Origin of the sequence: Ectopseudomonas khazarica (assembly GCF_017915135.1) — a bacterium.
Classification (GTDB): Bacteria; Pseudomonadota; Gammaproteobacteria; order Pseudomonadales; family Pseudomonadaceae; genus Aquipseudomonas; species Aquipseudomonas khazarica.
Genome location: NZ_CP068551.1, coordinates 3,291,218 through 3,309,857 on the forward strand (window position 1 = coordinate 3,291,218; position 18,640 = coordinate 3,309,857).

Sequence of the window (18,640 nt, forward strand, 5' to 3'; positions counted from 1 at the left end):
CGAGAATCGAGCGGATGCTCGACGTGTCTACTTCAAGCGCATAGACGACTGCCCGGCAGAGCGCCGGACTGAAAGCCGTCCCTGCAAGGGTAGTCGCTGAACGCCAGGTGCGCGCTGCAGGGAAAGTCTTTGTAACGAAGCCGGCGACCAGCGGCAATTGGCCAGCCGGGCGCCCACGCCCCTCTCACAGCCCCCGTTCGCGCAGAAAGGCCGCCACCCGCCCGATGGCGTAATCCGCCGCACGCAGCACGCCGACATGCGCCTGAAACACGTGCCACAGCCCCGGGTAGCGCTCCAGACGCATGTCGACGCCCGCCGCCGTAGCGCGCTCGGCCAGGCGCAGGCTGTCGTTCAGCAGCAGCTCGTCCTCGCCGACCTGGACCAGCGTCGGCGGCAGGCAGCGCAGGTCGGCGAACAGCGGCGACATGCCCGGGTCGTCACGCGGCACACCGGCCGGACAGTAGAGTTCAGCGGCCTGCTCGACCCAGCTGGGGTGGATCAGCGGATCGCCGGCTGGCGGCTGGTGCATCCGCTCGCCGGTGAAATCGGTGGCTGGCGAGAAGCACACCAGCGCCGCAGGAGCCGGCAGGCCCAGCTCGATGATGCGCAGGCAGCCGACCAGGCTGAGGTTGCCGCCGGCCGAATCACCGCCGATGGCGATCTGCTCCGCGCGATACCCCGATTCCAGCAGGCCTCGGTAAGCCGCCACCACATCGTCGCGCGCCGCCGGATAGGGATGCTCCGGCGCCAGCCGATAATCCAGCGCACAGACGTCCAGGCCAGCGCGCTTGGCCAGGCTGGCGCAGATGCCCCGATGCGTATCCGGCCCACCGATCATGAAGGCGCCGCCGTGCAGGTAGAGCAGCACGCCGCCGCGGGCGCCAGGCGCGCGGTGCCATTCGCAGGGGCGAGCGCCCAGGGTCGAGGCGCTGCGACGCACACCGCGCGGCGTCAGGGTGACGCTGGTGAGGGCGCGCAGCACGCGGCGCTGCCCGGAAACCGGCATCGGTGGCCGCACCAGCCCGCGAAAGAACAGACGCAGGAAACCGCGCAACAGGCCGCGCAGCAGCATCTGCTCGGCGGCGGGGGCGTTGAATTCAGCGGACGCAGTCATAGTCGGCAAGCTCCGGAGTGCGGGTCATGAGGCGATAGGTGAAGGTGAAACCCGGCCAGTTGTTGGTGTTCTTGCCGGTAGCGGTCTTGTACCAGCTGTCGCAGCCCTGTTCCCATATCGTTCGATGAGTCGCCTGTTGCAGTCTGGCGTTGTACCGGCGCTGCACCGGCGGCCGCAGATCGAGATAGCGCAGGCCCTGCTCGCGCAGCGCACGCAGGCAACCGAGCACATAGGCGTACTGGCTCTCCAGCATGAAGAGAATCGAGTTGTGGCCGAGGTTGGTATTCGGCCCGTACAGCAGGAACAGGTTGGGAAACCCGCTGACGCTGATGCCCTTGTACGCCTCCGCGCCGTCCTTCCAGGCCTGGTTCAGGTCCTGGCCATCGAGACCACGGATGCGCATCGGCGCCAGGAAGTCGGTCGCGGTGAAGCCCGTGCCGTAGATCAGCACGTCGCAGGGATGCTCGCGACCGTCGGCGGTCAGCAGAGAACGTTCACGCACTTCGTGAATCGGCGAATCGACGATCTCGACGTTGGCCTGCGCCAGCGCCGGGAAGTAATCGTTGCTGATCAGGATGCGCTTGCAGCCCATGGGGTAGTCCGGCTGCAGTTGCGCCCGCTTGCCGGCGTCGGGCATCTGCCGTTGCAGGTGGCGGGTGAAGCTGTGGCGGAACACACGCATCAGCCAGGGAAAACGGATGAAGGCCAGCGCACGCCCCTCGTGGTGCAGGTACTGCAGCAGGCGATCGGCACGCTGCCACAGTGGCAGACGGCGCTTGAGGGCGATCTCCCAGGGGCGATAGGCACGATCCGCCTTGGCCAGCACGTAGGCAGCCGAGCGCTGGAACAGACTCAGGCTGGCTACCCTGGGCTGGATCTGCGGGACGAACTGGATGGCCGAGGCGCCGGTGCCGATCACGGCCACATGCTTGCCGCTCAGGTCGAGGTCATGACGCCAGCGCGCCGAGTGGAAGGCCTCGCCACGGAAATTCTGCAGACCCGGCAGCTGCGGATAGGCGGGCCGGTTGAGCTGGCCGCAGGCACTGACCAGCGCCTGCGTCTCGATCACCTCGCCGCCAGCCAGTTCGACGCGCCAGATGCCGCGCGCCGCATCGAAGGCGGCGCCAAGCACCTCGCTGTTCAGGCGGATATGCGCATGCAGCCCGTGCTTCTCCACGCACTGGCGGATATAGGCATGGATCTCCGCCTGCGGGGCGAACCTGCGCGACCAGTCGTGCTTGGCCTCGAAGGAGAACGAGTACAGGTGCGAGGGCACGTCGCAGGCTGCCCCCGGGTAGCTGTTGTCGCGCCAGGTGCCGCCGACGTCGCCGGCTTTTTCCAGCAGCAGGAAGTCCTCCTGACCGGCCTGGCGCAGCTGCATGGCCAGGCCCAGCCCGGCAAAGCCGCTGCCGATGATCAACACGCGCCAGGGCGCGTCAGTACGGGGGTTGTTGTGCATTGTGGTCTCCCCGACCCGTATGGGCACCTCTAAGAACTACCCGCCTGTCATCGCTGCGTTAAAAACAGGCTCAAGGTGCTGATTTACAGTCGTGAACTGCGCTTTCGCCTGTTTTCGCCTTGCGCTGACTGCCTCGCCCACGTTTCTAGAGGCACCATTTATGGCGATCAGGGGATGCTACTTGCCTCGCCACGTCCGGGTTATGGCATAGTCGGCCAGGATATTGTGATTTTCGGACAACTCATGCCACCACCCTGGCCTGCCCGGCGCAGCATCATCAGCGTCCAGTTGCTCACCCAGCTGGGGCTCGACCTCGGCCTGAGCCTGGACAGGTGCCTGCACGGGACCGGGCTCACTCCCGTGCACCTCACCGGCCTGAACGGCGAGGTCGAAGCCGCATGCGAGCTGCAACTGATCGCCAACCTGGTCGAGGCGCTGCCCCGGGTCGGCGATCTGGGCCTGCAGGCCGGCCGGCGCTACCACCTGACCACCTATGGCGCCTGGGGCTACGCCATTCTCAGCAGTGCCAACGTGCGCCAGGCGGCGGAGCTGGGGCTGCGCTATCACGGCCTGACCTACGCCTTCACCCGCATCAGCCTGAACGTCGAGGGCGCCGTCGCCAGCCTGTGCTTCGATGACCAGGCACTGCAACCGGTGCTGCAGGACTTCATCGTGCAGCGTGACATGCTTGCGGCGCTGGTGGTGGTACGCGAACTGCTCTGCAGCAGGTTGCCCTTGCTCGCCCTGGAACTGCGCCAGGCGGCGCCAGCCGACGTCTCGCCGTTCATCGCCGCCTTCGGCCAGGCGCCACGCTTCGGCGCCGCGCACAACCGCCTGGGGTTCTCCGCCGACCTGCTGGACAACCCGCTGCCACGCGCCAACCCGCAGCTGGTCCAGGCCTGCGAACTGCAGTGCCAGGCACTGCTGGCCCGCCATCAGCTGCATCAGGGGCTGGCCGGGCGCGTACGCCAGCTGTTGCTGCAATCGCCAGGACAGCTGGCCGACATGGAAAAGGTGGCCAGCCAGTTGCACCTGAGCAGCCGCACCCTGCGCCGCCGTCTGCTCGACGAAGGCACCCACTTCCGTGGCCTGCAGGACGAGGTGCGCCAGGCGCTGGCCGAGGAGCTGCTGGCCGCTGGCGGACTGAGCCTGGAGGAAATAGCCGAGCGCCTGGGTTACGGCGAGCTGTCCAACTTCATCCACGCCTTCAAGCGCTGGAAAGGCACGACACCCGGACGCTACCAACGCGCGACCACCGCGTTCGGCCAGCCGCTGGCAGTTTGAAAGTCATCTTCGCGCTGACAAGCCCTCGATGCCGAGCTAGGGTGCGAGCCATGAACATCATCACCCTGCTCCTGCCCTACCAACCGCCCTGGGACTGGCAACAGTTCCACAGCCACTTCGCCCTGCGCGCGATTCCCGGCCTGGAGTCGCTGAGCGCCGCCAGCTACAGCCGTGGCTTCATGATCGACGGCGTACCCGGTTGGCTGCAGGTCATGCCGCTGGCCGGCCAGAACGCGCTGGAACTGCGCTGCCGGGTCACCTCGCCGACCCATCTCGATCACGTCGAGCAGCGCGTTCGCCGCATGTTCGATCTCGACAGCGAGCCCGAGACGATAGTCCGTCACCTCAGCCGCGACGCGCTGCTCGCACCGCTGCTGCAGCGCAACCCCGGCTTGCGCCTGCCCGTGGCCTTCGACCCGTTCGAGCAGGCCGTGCGCGCCATCGTCGGCCAGCAGGTGGCGGTCAAGGCAGCGGTCACCATCGTCGGCCGTCTGGTGCAACGTGCCGGTGCGCCGATCGAGACGCCGCAGGCAGTGGGCATCAGCCATCTGTTCCCTACCCCGCAGGCAATCGCGGAGGCGGACCTGACGGGTATCGGCATGCCGGGCAAACGCGTGCAGTGCCTGCAGCACTTCGCGGCCTGTATCGCCGACGGCCGCCTGCAACTGAGCCTGCAGGACGGCAGCGCAGCGCTGATCGAACAGCTGTGCGCCCTGCCCGGTATCGGCCCGTGGACGGCGCACTACATCGCCCTGCGTGCGTTCGGCGAGGCCGATGCGTTTCCCGCCAGCGACCTGGGCCTGCTCAAGGCCCCGGTATGGGGCGCCGAAGGCATCGACGCACGACGCCTGCAACTGCGTGCCGAGGCCTGGCGGCCATGGCGCGCCTACGCCGCGGCGCATCTCTGGCACAACTATTCAGGAGGCTGAAGCATGCACTATCGCTACCACGACAGCCCGCTCGGCCCGCTGTTCATCGCCGCCGACGACAGCGGTCTGCAATTGCTGCTGATGGAGCTGGACAGCAGGCCCTGGCGCATCGAGGACGATTGGCGGCCTGCCGGCCGTGAGCTGGACGCCGTGTGCAGCCAGCTCGACCAGTACTTCGCCGGCCAGCGCCGCCATTTCGAGCTGCGCCTGGCACCACGCGGCACGGCGTTTCAGCAGCAGGTCTGGCAGGCGCTGCAGGCCATCCCCTACGGCCGTACCTGCAGCTACTCGGAGCTGGCCAGAGTCATCGAGCGCCCCCAGGCGGTGCGGGCGGTCGGCACCGCCAACGGCGCCAACCCGATCTCGATCATCGTGCCCTGCCATCGGGTGATCGGGCGCGACGGCAGCCTCACCGGATATGCCGGCGGCCTGTCACGCAAACAGTGGCTGCTGGAACTGGAAGGCGTGCTGCAGCCGACCCAGGCGCAGCTGGCGCTGTGAACGCGGTGCACGCCTGTGGCCGCGCGCACCGCGAGCCGCACGGCCGGGTCAGATCCTGACGTTGCCGCGCGGCCCCATCAGCGCCCAGATGATCAGGCCGACCACCGGCAACAGCACGATCAGCAGAATCCACAGGATCTTGATGCCGGTCTCGGCACCGCTCTTGACCACATTGATGATGGCCCAGATATCCAGGGCCAGGATGACCAGGCCGATCAGCCCATTGAAGGTGGAACCCATGACGACACTCCTGTGTGAGGGGTTGCCTGCATAGGATAGTCAGCGGCCGGCGCGGGTTCCCTGCGGGTTGACCGTGCGCTTCACTCGCCCAGGCGCGGGAAGCGGCTGGCGATATCCTCACCGCTGCGTTCCGGCGCCTCTTCCTGCTGGCTCAGGCACAGCGCCAGCACGTGTGGTTCCTCGCCCAGGTCGAACCAGTGGCGGGTGCCGCCCGGCAGGGTCAGCAGATCGCCACGCTCGCCCTGCAGCACGTAGACATAGCCATCCAGATGCACGTTGAGCTGGGCGAAACCGCCGATGAACAGCCAGGCGCTGGCCTTCGCCTGCACCTGCTCGTCGAGGTGACGCGCACGCAGTTCGAGCTTCTGCGGATGATTGCGCTGCAGGTTGAACAGCTCCTGGCGCACATAGCCCTGCTCCCCCATCAGCGCCTGCAGCCACAGCCCGTAGGCCGCGTCGAACTCGCTGTCCTCGCAGCCGGGACGCAACGCCTGCGGCAGCTCCAGCCGACGGTAGTCGATACCGACGGCCGCCAGGGTGCTGGCAATATCGTCGGCATGGTTGAGAACCTTGTTCGGCAGTTCCGGAGAGGTGTTCAGGTGGACGCTGAGGCTGCTCATGACGGGGCACTCGATTCAGGGCCGCTCGGGCGGCAGGCGGGTGGCAATGATGAAGGCTGCGAGCAAGGCTACCAGACTGGCGATGGCGAAGGTCCAGGCCGGTCCCAGGCTGTTCCAGCTGTACCCGGCATACAGCGCGCCGAGGGCGCCGCCGATACCGGCCAGGCTGGCGTAGAGCGCCTGGCCCTGGCCCTGCTGGCGATCGGCGAAACTGCGCTGCACGAAGTGAATGCAGGCGGCATGAAAAGCGCCGAAGGTGGCGGCGTGCATGCACTGCGCCAGCAGCAGCACGGGCAGATACTCTGGCAGGTTGCCCAGCAGCAGCCAGCGCAGGGCGGTGATCAGAAAGCTGGCCAGCAGCACCGCACGCAGCGAATAGCGCTGCAGCAGGCGCGCCATGACCAGGAACAGGAGAATCTCCGCCACCACCCCCAGCGCCCAGAACAGGCCGATGGCGCCACGGCTGTAACCGACGCCTTCCAGGTGCAGGGTGAGGAAGGTGTAGTACGGGCCGTTGCTCAACTGCATCAGCGCGACGCAGAGGTAGAACGCGAGCATGCCGGGGCGCCGCAACTGGCGCAGGAAACCACCCTGCTCCGGGGTGCTCGGGCGCTGCAGCGGCTGGGCGTTGGGCACCCAGAAACTGCCGGCGACGATGCCGGCCATGATCACCACCAGCGCCGCCGGGTAGGCATCCAGGCTCAGCCACTCGAACAACAGGCCAAGGCCGACCACGGCGACGATGAAACCGATGCTGCCCCACAGGCGGATCTGGCTGTAGCGCGCGGCCTGCTCACGCAGGTGCGCCAGGGTGATGACCTCGAACTGCGGCAGCACCGCGTGCCAGAAGAACGCATGCGTGGCCATGATCAGCGCCAGCCAGGCGTAGCTCTTGTCGAGGAAGATGCCGGCGAAGCAGGCCAGGGTGCACAACGCCCCAAAGCGCACGATGAGCAGGCGCTGACCGGTGTGATCACCCAGCCAGCCCCACAGATTGGGGGCCACGCAGCGCATCAGCATGGGAATCGCGATCAGCTCGCCGATTCGCGCCGCAGAAAAGCCCAGGTGGTCGAAGTACAACGCCAGAAATGGCGCCGTCCCCCCGAGCAAGGCGAAGTAGAAGAAGTAGAAACCCGACAGCCGCCAGTACGGCAGAGACGCCGTCATGAGCGGCAGGGTTCAAGCGGCACGCAGAGGCAGCGGCACAGCCGCCCGCGACTTGCCGCCCGTGGCGTGTCGCTCAACGCTGACCCAGCACCGGCGTGGTGACACGCACCTCGGCATTCTGCGCACGGTGACGCAGCAGGTGGTCCATCAGCACGATGGCCATCATCGCTTCGGCGATCGGCGTGGCGCGGATGCCCACGCAGGGGTCGTGGCGACCCTTGGTGATCACGTCCACCGGATTGCCGTCGACATCGATGGAACGCCCCGGCGTGGTGATGCTGGAGGTCGGCTTGAGGGCCAGGTGGGCAACGATCGGCTGGCCGCTGGAGATGCCACCCAGGATGCCGCCGGCATGGTTGGAGAGGAAACCCTGCGGGGTCAGCTCATCGCGATGCTCGGTGCCGCGCTGGGCCACGCAGGCGAAACCGGCGCCGATTTCCACGCCCTTGACCGCGTTGATGCTCATCAGCGCGTGGGCCAGTTCGGCGTCGAGGCGGTCGAAGATCGGTTCGCCGAGCCCCGGCATCACGCCTTCGGCGACCACGGTGATCTTCGCCCCGACCGAATCCTGGTCACGGCGCAGCTGATCCATGTACGCCTCGAGCTCCGCCACCTTGTCCGGGTCCGGGCTGAAGAAGGCGTTCTGTTCGACGCTGTCCCAGCTCTTGAACGGAATCTCGATGGGACCGAGCTGGCTCATGTAGCCACGGATGACGATGCCCTGGCTGGCCAGGAACTTCTTGGCGATGGCGCCGGCGGCCACGCGCATGGCGGTCTCGCGCGCCGAGCTGCGGCCACCGCCGCGGTAGTCGCGGATACCGTACTTGTGGTGGTAGGTGTAATCCGCGTGAGCCGGGCGGAACAGGTCCTTGATCGCCGAGTAGTCCTTGGACTTCTGGTCGGTATTGCGGATCAGCAGGCCGATGGAGCAACCGGTGGTCTTGCCTTCGAACACCCCGGAGAGGATTTCCACCTCGTCGGCTTCCTGCCGTTGCGTCGTGTGGCGGCTGGTGCCTGGCTTGCGGCGGTCGAGATCACGCTGCAGGTCTTCCAGGCTGATCTCGACACCGGGCGGGCAACCGTCGACGATGGCGACCAGCGCCGGGCCATGGCTTTCGCCAGCGGTGGTGACGGTGAACAGCTTGCCGTAGGTATTGCCGGACATGGGAAGACGCTCCGCGAGATTCAGCTCCGACCTGCCGCTGCGCAGGCCCGATTCACAAGGTGGGCGAGTATACCTGCCAGCCCCTTGCAGTTCACCCCGAACCTTGCGCGGTCACAGGCGTCCAATGCCAGTCTGCCACTACCCCAACCTCACCATGCTGCGAGCCCTGCTCTTGTCCCTCACCCTGATCGCCGGCCTGGCCCAGGCCGCCACCACTCGCCAACAACCCGTCAGCCTCGCTACCGACCAGGGCACCCTGCATGGCAGCCTGCTGCTGCCGCAGAGCGACAAGCCGCTGCCGGTCGCGTTGCTGATCGCCGGCTCCGGCCCCACCGACCGCAACGGCAACAACCCGGAAGGCGGCCACAACGACGCGCTGAAGAAACTGGCCCAGGTACTGGCCCGCAACGGCATCGCCAGCCTGCGCTACGACAAGCGCGGCGTCGCCGCCAGCCGCAGCGCCACCCCGGATGAGCGCGACCTCAGTGTCGAGCGCTACGTCGCCGATGCCAGCGGCTGGGCCAGGCAGCTCAAGGACGACCCGCGCTTCGACCGCGTGATCCTCATCGGCCATAGCGAGGGGGCACTGATCGCCAGCCTCGCCGCCGCCGACAGCCCGGTCGATGCCCTGGTATCCATCGCCGGGCCGGCCTACCCCATCGGCCAGGTGCTGGACATGCAGCTGGCCATGCGCCTGCCGCCCGCTCTCCTCGCCGAGAGCCGGCACATCCTCGCCAACCTGATCCGCGGCACGCTGCAACCCGAGGTGCCCGAAGCCCTGCAGGTGGTGTACCGCCCCAGCGTGCAGCCCTACCTGATCAGCCTGCTGCGCCAGGATCCGGCGGAGAACTTCGCCGCACTGCGCATCCCGGCGCTGATCGTCCAGGGCAGCCACGACGCCCAGGTCAGCCCGGACAACGCCGAGCTGCTCAAGCAGGCCAAGCCCGACGCCGAGCTGGCCATGATCGCCGGCATGAACCACATCATGCGCATCACCCCGGCAGCCTGGCAGGAACAGCTAGCGTCCTATGACGATCCGCAGCTACCCTTGGCCCGTGCACTGGGCGAGCGGATCGTCGCCTTCATTCGCTCCAGCGCAGAGAAAAACGGTCGATAACCTGCAAAATGACCCGATCAAGCGCACAGGACGTCCATGAGCGAGAACCCAGCCCCGGCGGCGCAAGCCCCCGAAGACGCAGCCGCAGGCAGCGAAACGCCCGCTGCGCCACATCCCTGGTCTGAGCTGCCGGCGGAACAGTTCAGCCTGCTGCGCCTGGCGCCGCTGCCCGTCGACCGCGAGACCGGCCCCAGGCCGCTGCGGTTCGTCCAGCTGGGCCGGGTCGAGCGCAACGCCAAGGACCTCAGCCTGCTGCGCCTGACCGTGCAGGTGCCCGGGCAGCGCCTGCATCGCCAGCAGAACCTGCTGGAAGTCTGGGCCGACCACCAGCGCAAGGAAATTCGCTTCGGCCCGGACAAGGGCCTGAGCGTGGAGCCGGCCAATCGGGGCCTCGGGCGCTTCCTCATGGCCCAGGGCATCGCCTGGGCGCGCAAGCACTTCGCTCACTATCAGGTCGAGGGCGGCGCCCTGCCGACCAAGGACAACTTCAACGAAGCTGCCCGTGAACGGCGCGACCACGCTCTGAAGGCGCAGGGCTTCACCATCGAATACAGCGATCCGTTGCAGCTCAAGCCCTTCTACAGTGCGCCGCGGGTCAGCTCGCTGCACGGCGACTGGCAGGCCGAGAAGGTGCAGATCATCGAATTGCTGGACGCCGCCGCCATGCTGCAGCAGGCCGACCAGAACCTGCAGGAGCAGAGCGTCAAGCTGCGCAAGCTGGAAGACCGGGTCGATCGCCTCAAGCGCGAGGATACCGGCCTGCGCTTCACCATCACCTGCCTCATCGCCTTCAGCCTGTTTCAGGCCGGCTTGCTGATCTGGATCGCCACGCGCTGAGCACGCCTTCGGCGCATAGCGTGGTTGGATGCGCTTGAGCGGCGAGCTTCCCGGATCGCGGCTGAAGCCGCTCCCACACTTGCATCGGCTTGTCGCTCGCAGGGTGGATCGCGCTGTTTCGAGCCAACGTTGCGGTGGATGTAAAAAGCGACATCCACCCTACGCGCTGATCACCCCGCCGCTCTTGTAGGAGCGGCTTCAGCCGCGATCAACGGTGCACGCCATGCCGATATGCATGGCGAACAACCACGCCCATCACGCCCCGATACGCGAACGGAACAGCGCCTGATGGTCGCGGCACTGCTTGGCGGCGAGCAGGAACACGCCGTGCCCACCGTTCTGGAAGTCCAGCCAGGTGAAATCCACCTCGGGATACAGCGCTTCGACATGCACCTGGCTGTTGCCCACCTCGACGATCAGCAGGCCACGCTCGCTGAGGTGGTCGGCAGCCTCGGCCAGCATGCGCCGTACCAGGTCCAGGCCATCGTCGCCGCAGGCCAGGCCCATGGCCGGCTCGTGCTGGTACTCGGCAGGCATGTCGGCGAAGTCTTCCGCGTCGACGTAAGGCGGGTTGGAGACGATCAGGTCGAAGCGCTGGCCCGGCAGACCGGCGAAGCCGTCGCCCTGCACGCAGTACACGCGCTCCTCCAGCCCGTGACGCTCGATGTTCTGGTTGGCGACCTCCAGTGCGTCGAAGGACAGGTCGGCCAGCACCACTTCGGCCTCGGGGAATTCGTAGGCGCAGGCGATGCCGATGCAGCCCGAGCCGGTGCACAGATCCAGCACGCGCGCCGGTTCGCTCGGCAGCCAGGGGGCGAAATGGCGATCGATCAGCTCGGCGATAGGCGAACGCGGCACCAGCACACGCTCGTCGACCACGAACGGCAGACCGCAGAACCACGCCTCCCCCAGCAGATAGGCAGTCGGCACGCGCTCCTCGATGCGTCGCTTGAGCAGCGCCTGCAGGTGCGCGTGTTCCTCGCCCTCGAGGCGACAGTCCAGGTAGGCATCGGAGATTTCCCAGGGCAGGTGCAGCGCCCCGAGCACCAGCTGGCGCGCTTCATCCCAGGCGTTGTCGGTGCCATGGCCGAAGAACAGCTGCTCGGCCTGAAAACGACTGACGGCCCAGCGGATGTAGTCGCGCAGGGTACGTAAACGGGTGGTGAGAGCAGTCACGGGCGGCCTCCGGATGAAAAGTGCGGAAGTTTAGCCCAGAGCAGGCAGCAGGCGCATGGGCCTGTGGCGAACGAATCCCGGCGCGGCTAGTGCTTGTCGCGCCAGGAATCGCCATCGTCACTGGGACGACGCAACTCGCGCAGCACGGCAATGGCCACGGCGATGGAGAACAACAGCCAGAAATGCGGGGAAAACTGCGACAAAAGTGACATGGCAACTCCTTTTGCGTACGACCCTGAGTCCTTCAAGGCAGTTCCGATTCTGCTCCGGCAATCTGTACTGAGCAAGCTTTGGCGCAGATAGAGGTTCACAGACCGCGCTGGCAAGCGGACAATGGCACATTATCACCATCAGCCAGGAGCCCGAGATGTCCCATCCGCAAACCATGTTCCAGCTCACCGGTCGTGGCCACGCACCGGCCAGCCTGAACAATGCGACCTTGCTGATCATCGATGCCCAGGAGGAGTACCGCAGCGGCGTCCTCGCCCTGCCCGGCCTGAACCCTGCGCTGGCGGAAATCGCCAACCTGCTGGCTGCCGCGCGCAGCGCTGGTGCCGACATCGTGCACGTCAAGCACCTCGGCATCCCCGGCGGCCTGCTCGACCCCAGCGGCCCACGCGGTCGCCACCTGCCGGAAGCCGCTCCGCTGGCCGGCGAGATCGTGGTCGAGAAGCGCCTGCCCAACGCCTTCGCCGGCACCGAACTGCACGACCGTCTGCAGGCGCTCGGCCATCTCGACCTGATCGTCTGCGGTTTCATGACCCACTCCAGCGTCAGTACCACCGTGCGTGCCGCCAAGGACTACGGGTATCGCTGCACACTGGTCGACGCCGCCTGCGCGACTCGCGACCTGCCCGCCGCGGACGGCAGCGTGATCTCCGCAGCCGAGGTCCATCGCATCGAGATGATCGCCCTGGGCGACAACTTCGCCACCCTCGTGCCGCACAGCAAATCGCTGATTTGACGCACGTCGCAACCTTGCCAGAGAGGCGGAACTCCAGAGAAAGCGACCGGTCACACCGCCGATAACCCGGAGGAAATCGGAATGAAGCTGTCCGACGATTTCGATGCACGCCGCCTGCGCCCGCGCCAGCCGAGAAGCTGGAGCCTGCGTATCGGGGCTGGCCTGGGCGCGTTGCTGGCGGCGTTCGGCATTCTTCTGGGGATGGCGGGCGTCGCCTCGCTGGCTGGGCGGGCACCGGTACTGGGCACGCTCAACGACTCGACCGGCGAAGCCATTGTCCTGCTCCTGCTCGGTCTGTTCCTGCTCTGGGCCGGCATCGCCTTCTGGCGGCGCTGCCGCAGACGCCTGCACCGCCCCAGCGACCTGAGCCTGTCACCGAACCTGATGAAGAAGCGCGACTGAGCGCGATACCGCATCACCAACGGGCGGGATGATCGTCAGTCGAGTCCGTCTTTCTGCGCGTAACCGCCTGGCATTTGGGTAAGATAGCCGCCTGTTTCGCGGAGCCACCGATGCAAGACGACGACTTTTCCCTGTTCCAGGCCGAGCTGCGTGGCGTCAAGCCGCTCAAGCACGACCGCGCCGATACCGGCAAACCCAAACCCGATCGCAAGCAGCTCACGGCCCTGCGCCAGGCGGCGACCATCAGCCAGGGCGAGACCAAGGTGGACGGCCTTTCCGATCAGTTCGTCATCGACGTCGGCGCCGAAGACCCGCTGTACTGGGCCGGCAATGGCGTGCAGGACGGCCAGATGCGCAAGCTCAAGCTGGGCCAGATCGCCTTCGAGGGCAGCCTCGACCTGCACGGCATGAGCGTCGAGAAGGCCCGCGATACCCTGTGGGAGTTTCTTGCCGAGGCCACCAGGCTGGAAGTCCGCTGCGTGCGCGTCACCCACGGCAAGGCGGTGCGCATGGACGGGCGCAAGCCGATGATCAAGAGCCACGTCAACACCTGGCTGCGCCAGCACCCCAAGGTGCTCGGCTTCACGTCCTGCCTGGCCAAGCACGGCGGTACCGGCGCGGTGTACGTGATGCTCAAGCGCACGATGATGGATGGCCGCGACGAGTGAACGGGCATTGACCGCCCGCGAGGCGCAGACGAGGCCCTCGCAGTGCACGAGCAGCAAATGAGCATTCGACCGGGCTGGCCTGCCAGCCTGTCTTAAACGACGCAGGGAGTCGGCGGAGGTGCCCTCCAGGCGCCTGACGCACTTGTCAGGCCCCGTTTCGCGCCCTACCCTGCGCCATTCGATACCCAACAGGAATCTCCATGTCCCTGGAACAACACTACACCGCCATCCTCGGCCAACTGGGCGAAGACGTCTCTCGCGAAGGCCTGCTGGATACCCCCAAGCGCGCCGCCAAGGCCATGCAGTACCTCTGCCGCGGCTATGAGCAGACCCTCGAAGAGGTCACCAACGGTGCGCTGTTCAGCTCCGATAACAGCGAGATGGTGCTGGTGAAGAACATCGAGCTGTATTCGCTGTGCGAGCATCACCTGCTGCCGTTCATCGGCAAGGCCCATGTCGCCTACATCCCCAATGGCAAGGTGCTGGGCCTGTCCAAGGTCGCCCGCATCGTCGACATGTTCGCCCGCCGCCTGCAGATCCAGGAAAACCTCAGCCGGCAGATCGCCGAGGCCATCGAGCAGGTCACCGGCGCCCTGGGTGTCGCCGTGGTGATCGAAGCGCAGCACATGTGCATGATGATGCGCGGCGTGGAGAAGCAGAACTCCTCCATGGTCACCTCGGTGATGCTCGGCGAGTTCCGCGAGAACCCGGCCACCCGTGGCGAGTTCCTCAATCTGGTTCGCTAAGCGGCGGACAACCACGGCCGTTCACCCGCGTGAACGGCCGTGCGCATTTCAGGAGTAGAGACAATGTTGCTAAAAGCCCTTCGCATCGGCCTGGGCCAGCTGGTCGTGTTCGGTGACTGGATCAGCCGTCCGCGCAAGCTGGCGCGCAGCCCCGAGGCTCAGGCCCAGGTCGAACAGGCCACTGCCGACCTGGCGCTGTACCAGTTCCATGCCTGCCCGTTCTGCGTCAAGGTACGCCGCAACCTGCATCGCCTGAACCTGCCGGTGGAACTGCGCGACGCCAAGAACGATGCCCAGCATCGCCAGACCCTCGAACAACAGGGCGGACGCATCAAGGTGCCGTGCCTGCGCATCGAGGAAAACGGCCAGAGCACCTGGCTGTACGAGTCCAAGGCGATCATCGCCTACCTCGACCAGCGCTTCGCCGGCTGACGCCAAGCTTTTCGTAGGAGCCGGCTTGCCGGCGATGCTTCTCCGATCAGCTCGCCGGCAAGCCGGCTCCTACAGGTTCAGCGTTCGACACCTGCACTTCGTCCAGTCCAGACCGTAGGGTGGATCACGCTTCACCGATCCACCTCCACGCAAGGCCATCCGCAACCGCTCCATCGCCCTGGTGGATGAAAAGAGCGTCATCCACCCTACCCGTAGGGTGGAGCGCGCCTCACCGATCCACCGCCACGCAAGGCCATCCGCAGCCGATCCATCGCCCTGGTGGATGAAAAGAGCGCCACCCACCCACCCGTAGGGTGGATCGCGCTTCACCGATCCACCGCCACGCAGGGCCATCCGCAACCGCTCCATCGCCCTGGTGGATGAAAAAAGCGTCATCCACCCTACCGTAGGGTGGATCACGCTTCACCGATCCACCGCCACGCAAGGCCATCCACAACCGATCCATCGCCGTGGTGGATGGAAAAAGCGTCATCCACCCTACGGTGTCAATCCAGCTCGATCTGGTGCTTGTCACGCAGGAAATTGCGGAACTGCGCTTCGTCCAGCACCTGAATCCCCAGCTCGCTGGCCTTGGCCAGCTTCGATCCGGCGCCAGGCCCGGCCACCACGCAATGGGTCTTGGCCGACACGGAGCCCGCCACTTTGGCGCCAAGCCCTTCGAGCTTGTCCTTGGCCACATCGCGATTGACCGTCAATGCGCCGGTGAGCACCCAGGTCTGCCCGGCCAGGGGCAGCCCCTCGACGACCTTCTTCTCGCTTTCCCAGTGCATGCCGAAGTCACGTAACTGCTGTTCGATGGCGCGGGCACGCTGAGCGTTGCCTTCGCCGTCGAAGAATTCACGCACGGCCTTGGCCTGCCGCTCCGGCAGCGTCTGGCGCATGTCCAGCCAGTCACCGCCGAGCACCGCTTCCAGGCTGCCGAAACGCTCGGCCAGCTTCTGCGTCGCACCCGGACCGACACTGGGAATATTGAGCTTGTCGAGCATGCCGCCGAGGGTGGCGACGGCGCTGAACTCGGCACTCAGCTCGCCCTCCTCCTGCAACTGCAGGCCACAGGCGCCGAGCAGCGCGTCGATGACCTGCTGGTTGTGCGCGTCCTCGAAGAAGCTGTGGATCTCATGCGCCACTTCCAGACCGATGTCCGGCAGGTAGGTGAGCACTTCCGGCAGCGCCTGGCGCACTCGTGCCAGCGATGCCAGCGAGCGCGCCAGCACCTTGGCGGTTTCCTCGCCGACATCGGGAATGCCGAGGGCATAGATGAAACGTGCCAGCGTCGGTCGCTTGCTGGCCTCGATGGCCGCCAGCAGCTTGTTGCTGGACACCTCGGCAAAGCCTTCCAGGCCGATGATCTGCTCGAAGGTCAGCTGGTACAGATCGGCCGGCGAGGCGATCAGCTTTTCGTCGACCAGTTGCTCGATGGTCTTGTCGCCGAGGCCGTCGATATCCATGGCGCGGCGCGAGACGAAGTGGATGATCGCCTGCTTGAGCTGCGCCTGGCAGCTCAGGCGACCGACGCAGCGGTACACCGAGCCTTCGCTGACGCTTTCCTTGCCCTTGCTGCGCTTGATCAGCTGGGTACGCTCCACCGCCGAGCCGCACACCGGACACTGCTCGGGGATATGCACCGGTCGCGCATCATCGGGGCGGCGCTCGGGCACCACCGCCATCACCTGCGGGATCACGTCACCGGCACGGCGGATGATCACCGTATCGCCGATCATCACCCCCAGGCGCGCCACCTCGTCCATGTTGTGCAGGGTGGCATTGGCTACCATCACACCCGCCACCTTGACCGGCTTGAGCCGCGCCACCGGCGTCACCGCGCCGGTGCGGCCGACCTGGAACTCGACGTCGAGCAGCTCGGTCAGCTCCTCCTGCGCGGGGAACTTGTGAGCGATGGCCCAGTGCGGCGTGCGCGCACGGAAGCCCAGCTGCTGCTGGTCCTCGATGTTGTTGACCTTGAACACCACGCCATCGATGTCATAGGCCAGGCTCATGCGCCGTTCGCCGATATCGCGGTAGTACGCGAGGCAATCCTGCACGCCCCTGGCCAGCTTCAGCTCACGGCTGATGGGAATGCCCCAGGCCTTGAGTTGCTGCAGCATGGCCACCTGGGTACCCGGCAGCTCACCGCTGACCTGCCCGACGCCGTAGCAGCAGAACTCCAGCGGACGGCTGGCGGTGATCTTCGGGTCGAGCTGACGCAGGCTGCCAGCGGCCGCGTTGCGCGGATTGGCGAAGGTCTTGCCGCCAGTCTCGGCCTGGCGTGCATTGAGCTCCTCGAAGCCGGCCTTGGGCATGAACACCTCGCCGCGCACCTCCAGCACCTGCGGCCAGCCCTCGCCCTGCAGCTTGAGCGGCACGTTGCGGATGGTGCGCACGTTGCTGCTGATGTCCTCACCGGTGCTGCCGTCGCCACGGGTAGCGCCACGCACCAGCTGGCCGTTCTCGTAGAGCAGGCTCACCGCCAGTCCATCGAGCTTGGGCTCGCAGCTGTACTCGACCTCGGCACCGCCGCCGAACAGGTCGCCGCCAGCCAGGCCCAGGCCGCTCTGCACGCTGCGGTCGAACGCATGCAGGTCGTCTTCCTCGAAGGCATTACCGAGGCTGAGCATCGGCACCTCATGACGCACCTCGCCAAAGGCGCCGAGGGCTTCACCGCCGACGCGCTGGGTCGGCGAATCGGGCGTCACCAGTTCCGGGTGCTCGGCCTCCAGTGCCTGCAACTCGCGAAACAGGCGGTCGTACTCGGCGTCTGGCACGCTGGGCTCGTCCAGCACGTAATAGCGGTAGTTGTGCGCGTCCAGTTCCTGGCGCAGTGCGGATATACGTTGGGCGACGTCGGTCATTGCAGATAAAGCCTCAAGCGACAAACTTGCAGCGGCAAGAACAAAAAAGCCCCAAGCCAAGCGCTTGGCTTGAGCTTGAGGCTCGCAGCTTGCCGCTGCTCTTTAGCGTTTCTGGGTCAACTGCCGGCGCTCGAACTCGACGATGCGCTGGCGATAATGTTCGATGGTCTGCGCAGTCATCACGCTGCGCTGGTCGTCCTTCAGCTCGCCGCCCAGCTCATGGGCCAGCTTGCGCGCTGCCGCAACCATGACGTCGAAGGCCTGCTTGGGATGACGCGGGCCGGGCAGACTGAGGAAGAAACTCACGGCGCGGGTGCTGAAGCCTTCGATGTCATCGAGATCGAAGGTGCCCGGCTTGAGCGCGTTGGCCATGGAGAACAGCACCTCGCCGTTGCCGGCCATGCTTTCGTGACGGTGGAAGATGTCCATCTCGCCGAAGCGCAGGCCGCTCTCGAGAATGTTCTGCAGCAGCGCCGGGCCCTTGAAGCCGAAATCATCGCGGGCAACCACGTTGATCACCAGCACTTCCTCGACCGGCGCGGCATCGGCAGCCGGCTTGGCGGGCTTCTTCGGTTCGACGGGCTCGTCATCGACCGGGTTGAGCAGGGTCGGCACCGGCTCGTCGACGGCCAGGTTGAGGTCGCCCTGCTGCGGTTCGTTACGCGGACGGCGCGGCAGGTCCTTGGCACTCATCGAGGGCAGGTCGTCTTCATCCAGCTGTGGCTCGAGGTCACGCTGAACCACCCGCGGCGGGCTGAGCAGATCCGGGTCACTGTCGTCATCCGGCATGTTGGCGAAACTGCGGTCCAGTTTGAACTTGAGTTTGCCCTTGCCACCGCGCATGCGACGCCAGCCGTCGAACAGAATGCCAGCGATAACGATGATGCCAATAACGATCAGCCACTCGCGCAGACCGAATTCCATGAAATACCTGACCCTTAAAAATTCT

20 protein-coding genes are annotated in these 18,640 nt (G+C 66.2%); 10 read left to right on the plus strand and 10 right to left on the minus strand.

What is annotated here, in order from left to right; all coding sequences use genetic code 11:
* Positions 1 to 184 precede the first annotated feature (184 nt).
* Together JLK41_RS15695 and JLK41_RS15700 are read right to left on the minus strand one after the other, a co-directional pair.
* The gene (locus JLK41_RS15695; protein WP_210389324.1) at positions 185 to 1,114 is read right to left on the minus strand and encodes an alpha/beta hydrolase; all 930 of its coding nucleotides are present in this window, start codon (positions 1,112 to 1,114) and stop codon (positions 185 to 187) included.
* Positions 1,098 to 2,573: a flavin-containing monooxygenase gene (locus JLK41_RS15700; protein ID WP_210389325.1), complete on the minus strand. Its 1,476-nt coding sequence runs from the start codon at positions 2,571 to 2,573 to the stop codon at positions 1,098 to 1,100. The genes JLK41_RS15695 and JLK41_RS15700 overlap by 17 nt, the downstream gene beginning before the upstream one ends.
* Before the next feature lie 243 nt (positions 2,574 to 2,816).
* On the opposite strand from JLK41_RS15700, the gene JLK41_RS15705 reads away from it, so the two are divergent.
* Genes JLK41_RS15705 through JLK41_RS15715 form a run of 3 tightly spaced genes read left to right on the plus strand, consistent with a single transcriptional unit; the run spans position 2,817 to position 5,287 of the window.
* Positions 2,817 to 3,857: an AraC family transcriptional regulator gene (locus JLK41_RS15705; RefSeq protein ID WP_210389326.1), complete on the plus strand. Its 1,041-nt coding sequence runs from the start codon at positions 2,817 to 2,819 to the stop codon at positions 3,855 to 3,857.
* A gap of 50 nt (positions 3,858 to 3,907) precedes the next feature.
* Positions 3,908 to 4,786 (plus strand): DNA-3-methyladenine glycosylase family protein, encoded by an 879-nt coding sequence (locus tag JLK41_RS15710; RefSeq protein WP_210389327.1) that lies wholly within the window; start codon positions 3,908 to 3,910, stop codon positions 4,784 to 4,786.
* A 3-nt stretch (positions 4,787 to 4,789) separates the two neighbouring features.
* Complete coding sequence (locus tag JLK41_RS15715; RefSeq protein WP_210389328.1) at positions 4,790 to 5,287, plus strand: methylated-DNA--[protein]-cysteine S-methyltransferase; 498 nt, start codon at positions 4,790 to 4,792, stop codon at positions 5,285 to 5,287.
* A 48-nt stretch (positions 5,288 to 5,335) separates the two neighbouring features.
* Here JLK41_RS15715 and JLK41_RS15720 read toward each other — a convergent pair whose 3' ends face one another.
* From JLK41_RS15720 to aroC, 4 genes are all read right to left on the minus strand, one after another.
* Positions 5,336 to 5,527, minus strand: coding sequence for a PLDc N-terminal domain-containing protein (locus JLK41_RS15720; protein WP_037050625.1), 192 nt, complete (start codon positions 5,525 to 5,527; stop codon positions 5,336 to 5,338).
* 80 nt (positions 5,528 to 5,607) lie between these two features.
* Entirely contained in the window at positions 5,608 to 6,147 is a 540-nt protein-coding gene (locus JLK41_RS15725) for an acireductone dioxygenase (protein ID WP_210389329.1), read from the minus strand.
* Between the two features lie 15 nt (positions 6,148 to 6,162).
* Positions 6,163 to 7,314 (minus strand): MFS transporter, encoded by a 1,152-nt coding sequence (locus tag JLK41_RS15730; RefSeq protein ID WP_037050622.1) that lies wholly within the window; start codon positions 7,312 to 7,314, stop codon positions 6,163 to 6,165.
* A 73-nt stretch (positions 7,315 to 7,387) separates the two neighbouring features.
* Complete coding sequence (aroC, locus tag JLK41_RS15735; protein WP_134675560.1) at positions 7,388 to 8,479, minus strand: chorismate synthase; 1,092 nt, start codon at positions 8,477 to 8,479, stop codon at positions 7,388 to 7,390.
* Between the two features lie 124 nt (positions 8,480 to 8,603).
* Here aroC and JLK41_RS15740 point away from each other — a divergent pair, with 124 nt between their 5' ends.
* Both JLK41_RS15740 and JLK41_RS15745 read left to right on the plus strand, forming a co-directional pair.
* Complete coding sequence (locus tag JLK41_RS15740) at positions 8,604 to 9,596, plus strand: alpha/beta hydrolase family protein (protein WP_210389330.1); 993 nt, start codon at positions 8,604 to 8,606, stop codon at positions 9,594 to 9,596.
* A 36-nt stretch (positions 9,597 to 9,632) separates the two neighbouring features.
* A complete protein-coding gene (locus JLK41_RS15745; protein WP_037050614.1) occupies positions 9,633 to 10,433 on the plus strand; it encodes a hypothetical protein in 801 nt (266 codons plus the stop codon).
* A 255-nt stretch (positions 10,434 to 10,688) separates the two neighbouring features.
* On the opposite strand, the gene prmB is transcribed toward JLK41_RS15745, so the two are convergent.
* The gene (prmB, locus tag JLK41_RS15750; protein ID WP_210389331.1) at positions 10,689 to 11,609 is read right to left on the minus strand and encodes a 50S ribosomal protein L3 N(5)-glutamine methyltransferase; all 921 of its coding nucleotides are present in this window, start codon (positions 11,607 to 11,609) and stop codon (positions 10,689 to 10,691) included.
* A gap of 86 nt (positions 11,610 to 11,695) precedes the next feature.
* On the minus strand, positions 11,696 to 11,821 hold the full coding sequence (locus JLK41_RS25480) for a hypothetical protein (RefSeq protein ID WP_256662970.1): 126 nt from the start codon (positions 11,819 to 11,821) through the stop codon (positions 11,696 to 11,698).
* Positions 11,822 to 11,976: 155 nt separating this feature from the next.
* Here JLK41_RS25480 and JLK41_RS15755 point away from each other — a divergent pair, with 155 nt between their 5' ends.
* The 5 genes from JLK41_RS15755 to JLK41_RS15775 all read left to right on the plus strand — a co-directional run bounded on the left by JLK41_RS15755 (position 11,977) and on the right by JLK41_RS15775 (position 14,821).
* A complete protein-coding gene (locus JLK41_RS15755; RefSeq protein WP_037050610.1) occupies positions 11,977 to 12,573 on the plus strand; it encodes a cysteine hydrolase family protein in 597 nt (198 codons plus the stop codon).
* Positions 12,574 to 12,654: 81 nt separating this feature from the next.
* On the plus strand, positions 12,655 to 12,975 hold the full coding sequence (locus JLK41_RS15760) for a hypothetical protein (protein ID WP_210389332.1): 321 nt from the start codon (positions 12,655 to 12,657) through the stop codon (positions 12,973 to 12,975).
* Positions 12,976 to 13,085: 110 nt separating this feature from the next.
* Positions 13,086 to 13,643 (plus strand): Smr/MutS family protein, encoded by a 558-nt coding sequence (locus tag JLK41_RS15765; protein WP_150605669.1) that lies wholly within the window; start codon positions 13,086 to 13,088, stop codon positions 13,641 to 13,643.
* 200 nt (positions 13,644 to 13,843) lie between these two features.
* Positions 13,844 to 14,389: a GTP cyclohydrolase I FolE gene (folE, locus tag JLK41_RS15770; RefSeq protein ID WP_037050603.1), complete on the plus strand. Its 546-nt coding sequence runs from the start codon at positions 13,844 to 13,846 to the stop codon at positions 14,387 to 14,389.
* A 63-nt stretch (positions 14,390 to 14,452) separates the two neighbouring features.
* A complete protein-coding gene (locus JLK41_RS15775) occupies positions 14,453 to 14,821 on the plus strand; it encodes a glutathione S-transferase N-terminal domain-containing protein (RefSeq protein WP_047591510.1) in 369 nt (122 codons plus the stop codon).
* A gap of 506 nt (positions 14,822 to 15,327) precedes the next feature.
* Here the strand turns inward: JLK41_RS15775 and ligA are convergent.
* Together ligA and zipA are read right to left on the minus strand one after the other, a co-directional pair.
* The gene (ligA, locus tag JLK41_RS15780) at positions 15,328 to 17,691 is read right to left on the minus strand and encodes an NAD-dependent DNA ligase LigA (RefSeq protein WP_210389333.1); all 2,364 of its coding nucleotides are present in this window, start codon (positions 17,689 to 17,691) and stop codon (positions 15,328 to 15,330) included.
* 102 nt (positions 17,692 to 17,793) lie between these two features.
* Positions 17,794 to 18,615: a cell division protein ZipA gene (zipA, locus tag JLK41_RS15785; RefSeq protein ID WP_047588657.1), complete on the minus strand. Its 822-nt coding sequence runs from the start codon at positions 18,613 to 18,615 to the stop codon at positions 17,794 to 17,796.
* Positions 18,616 to 18,640 lie beyond the last annotated feature (25 nt).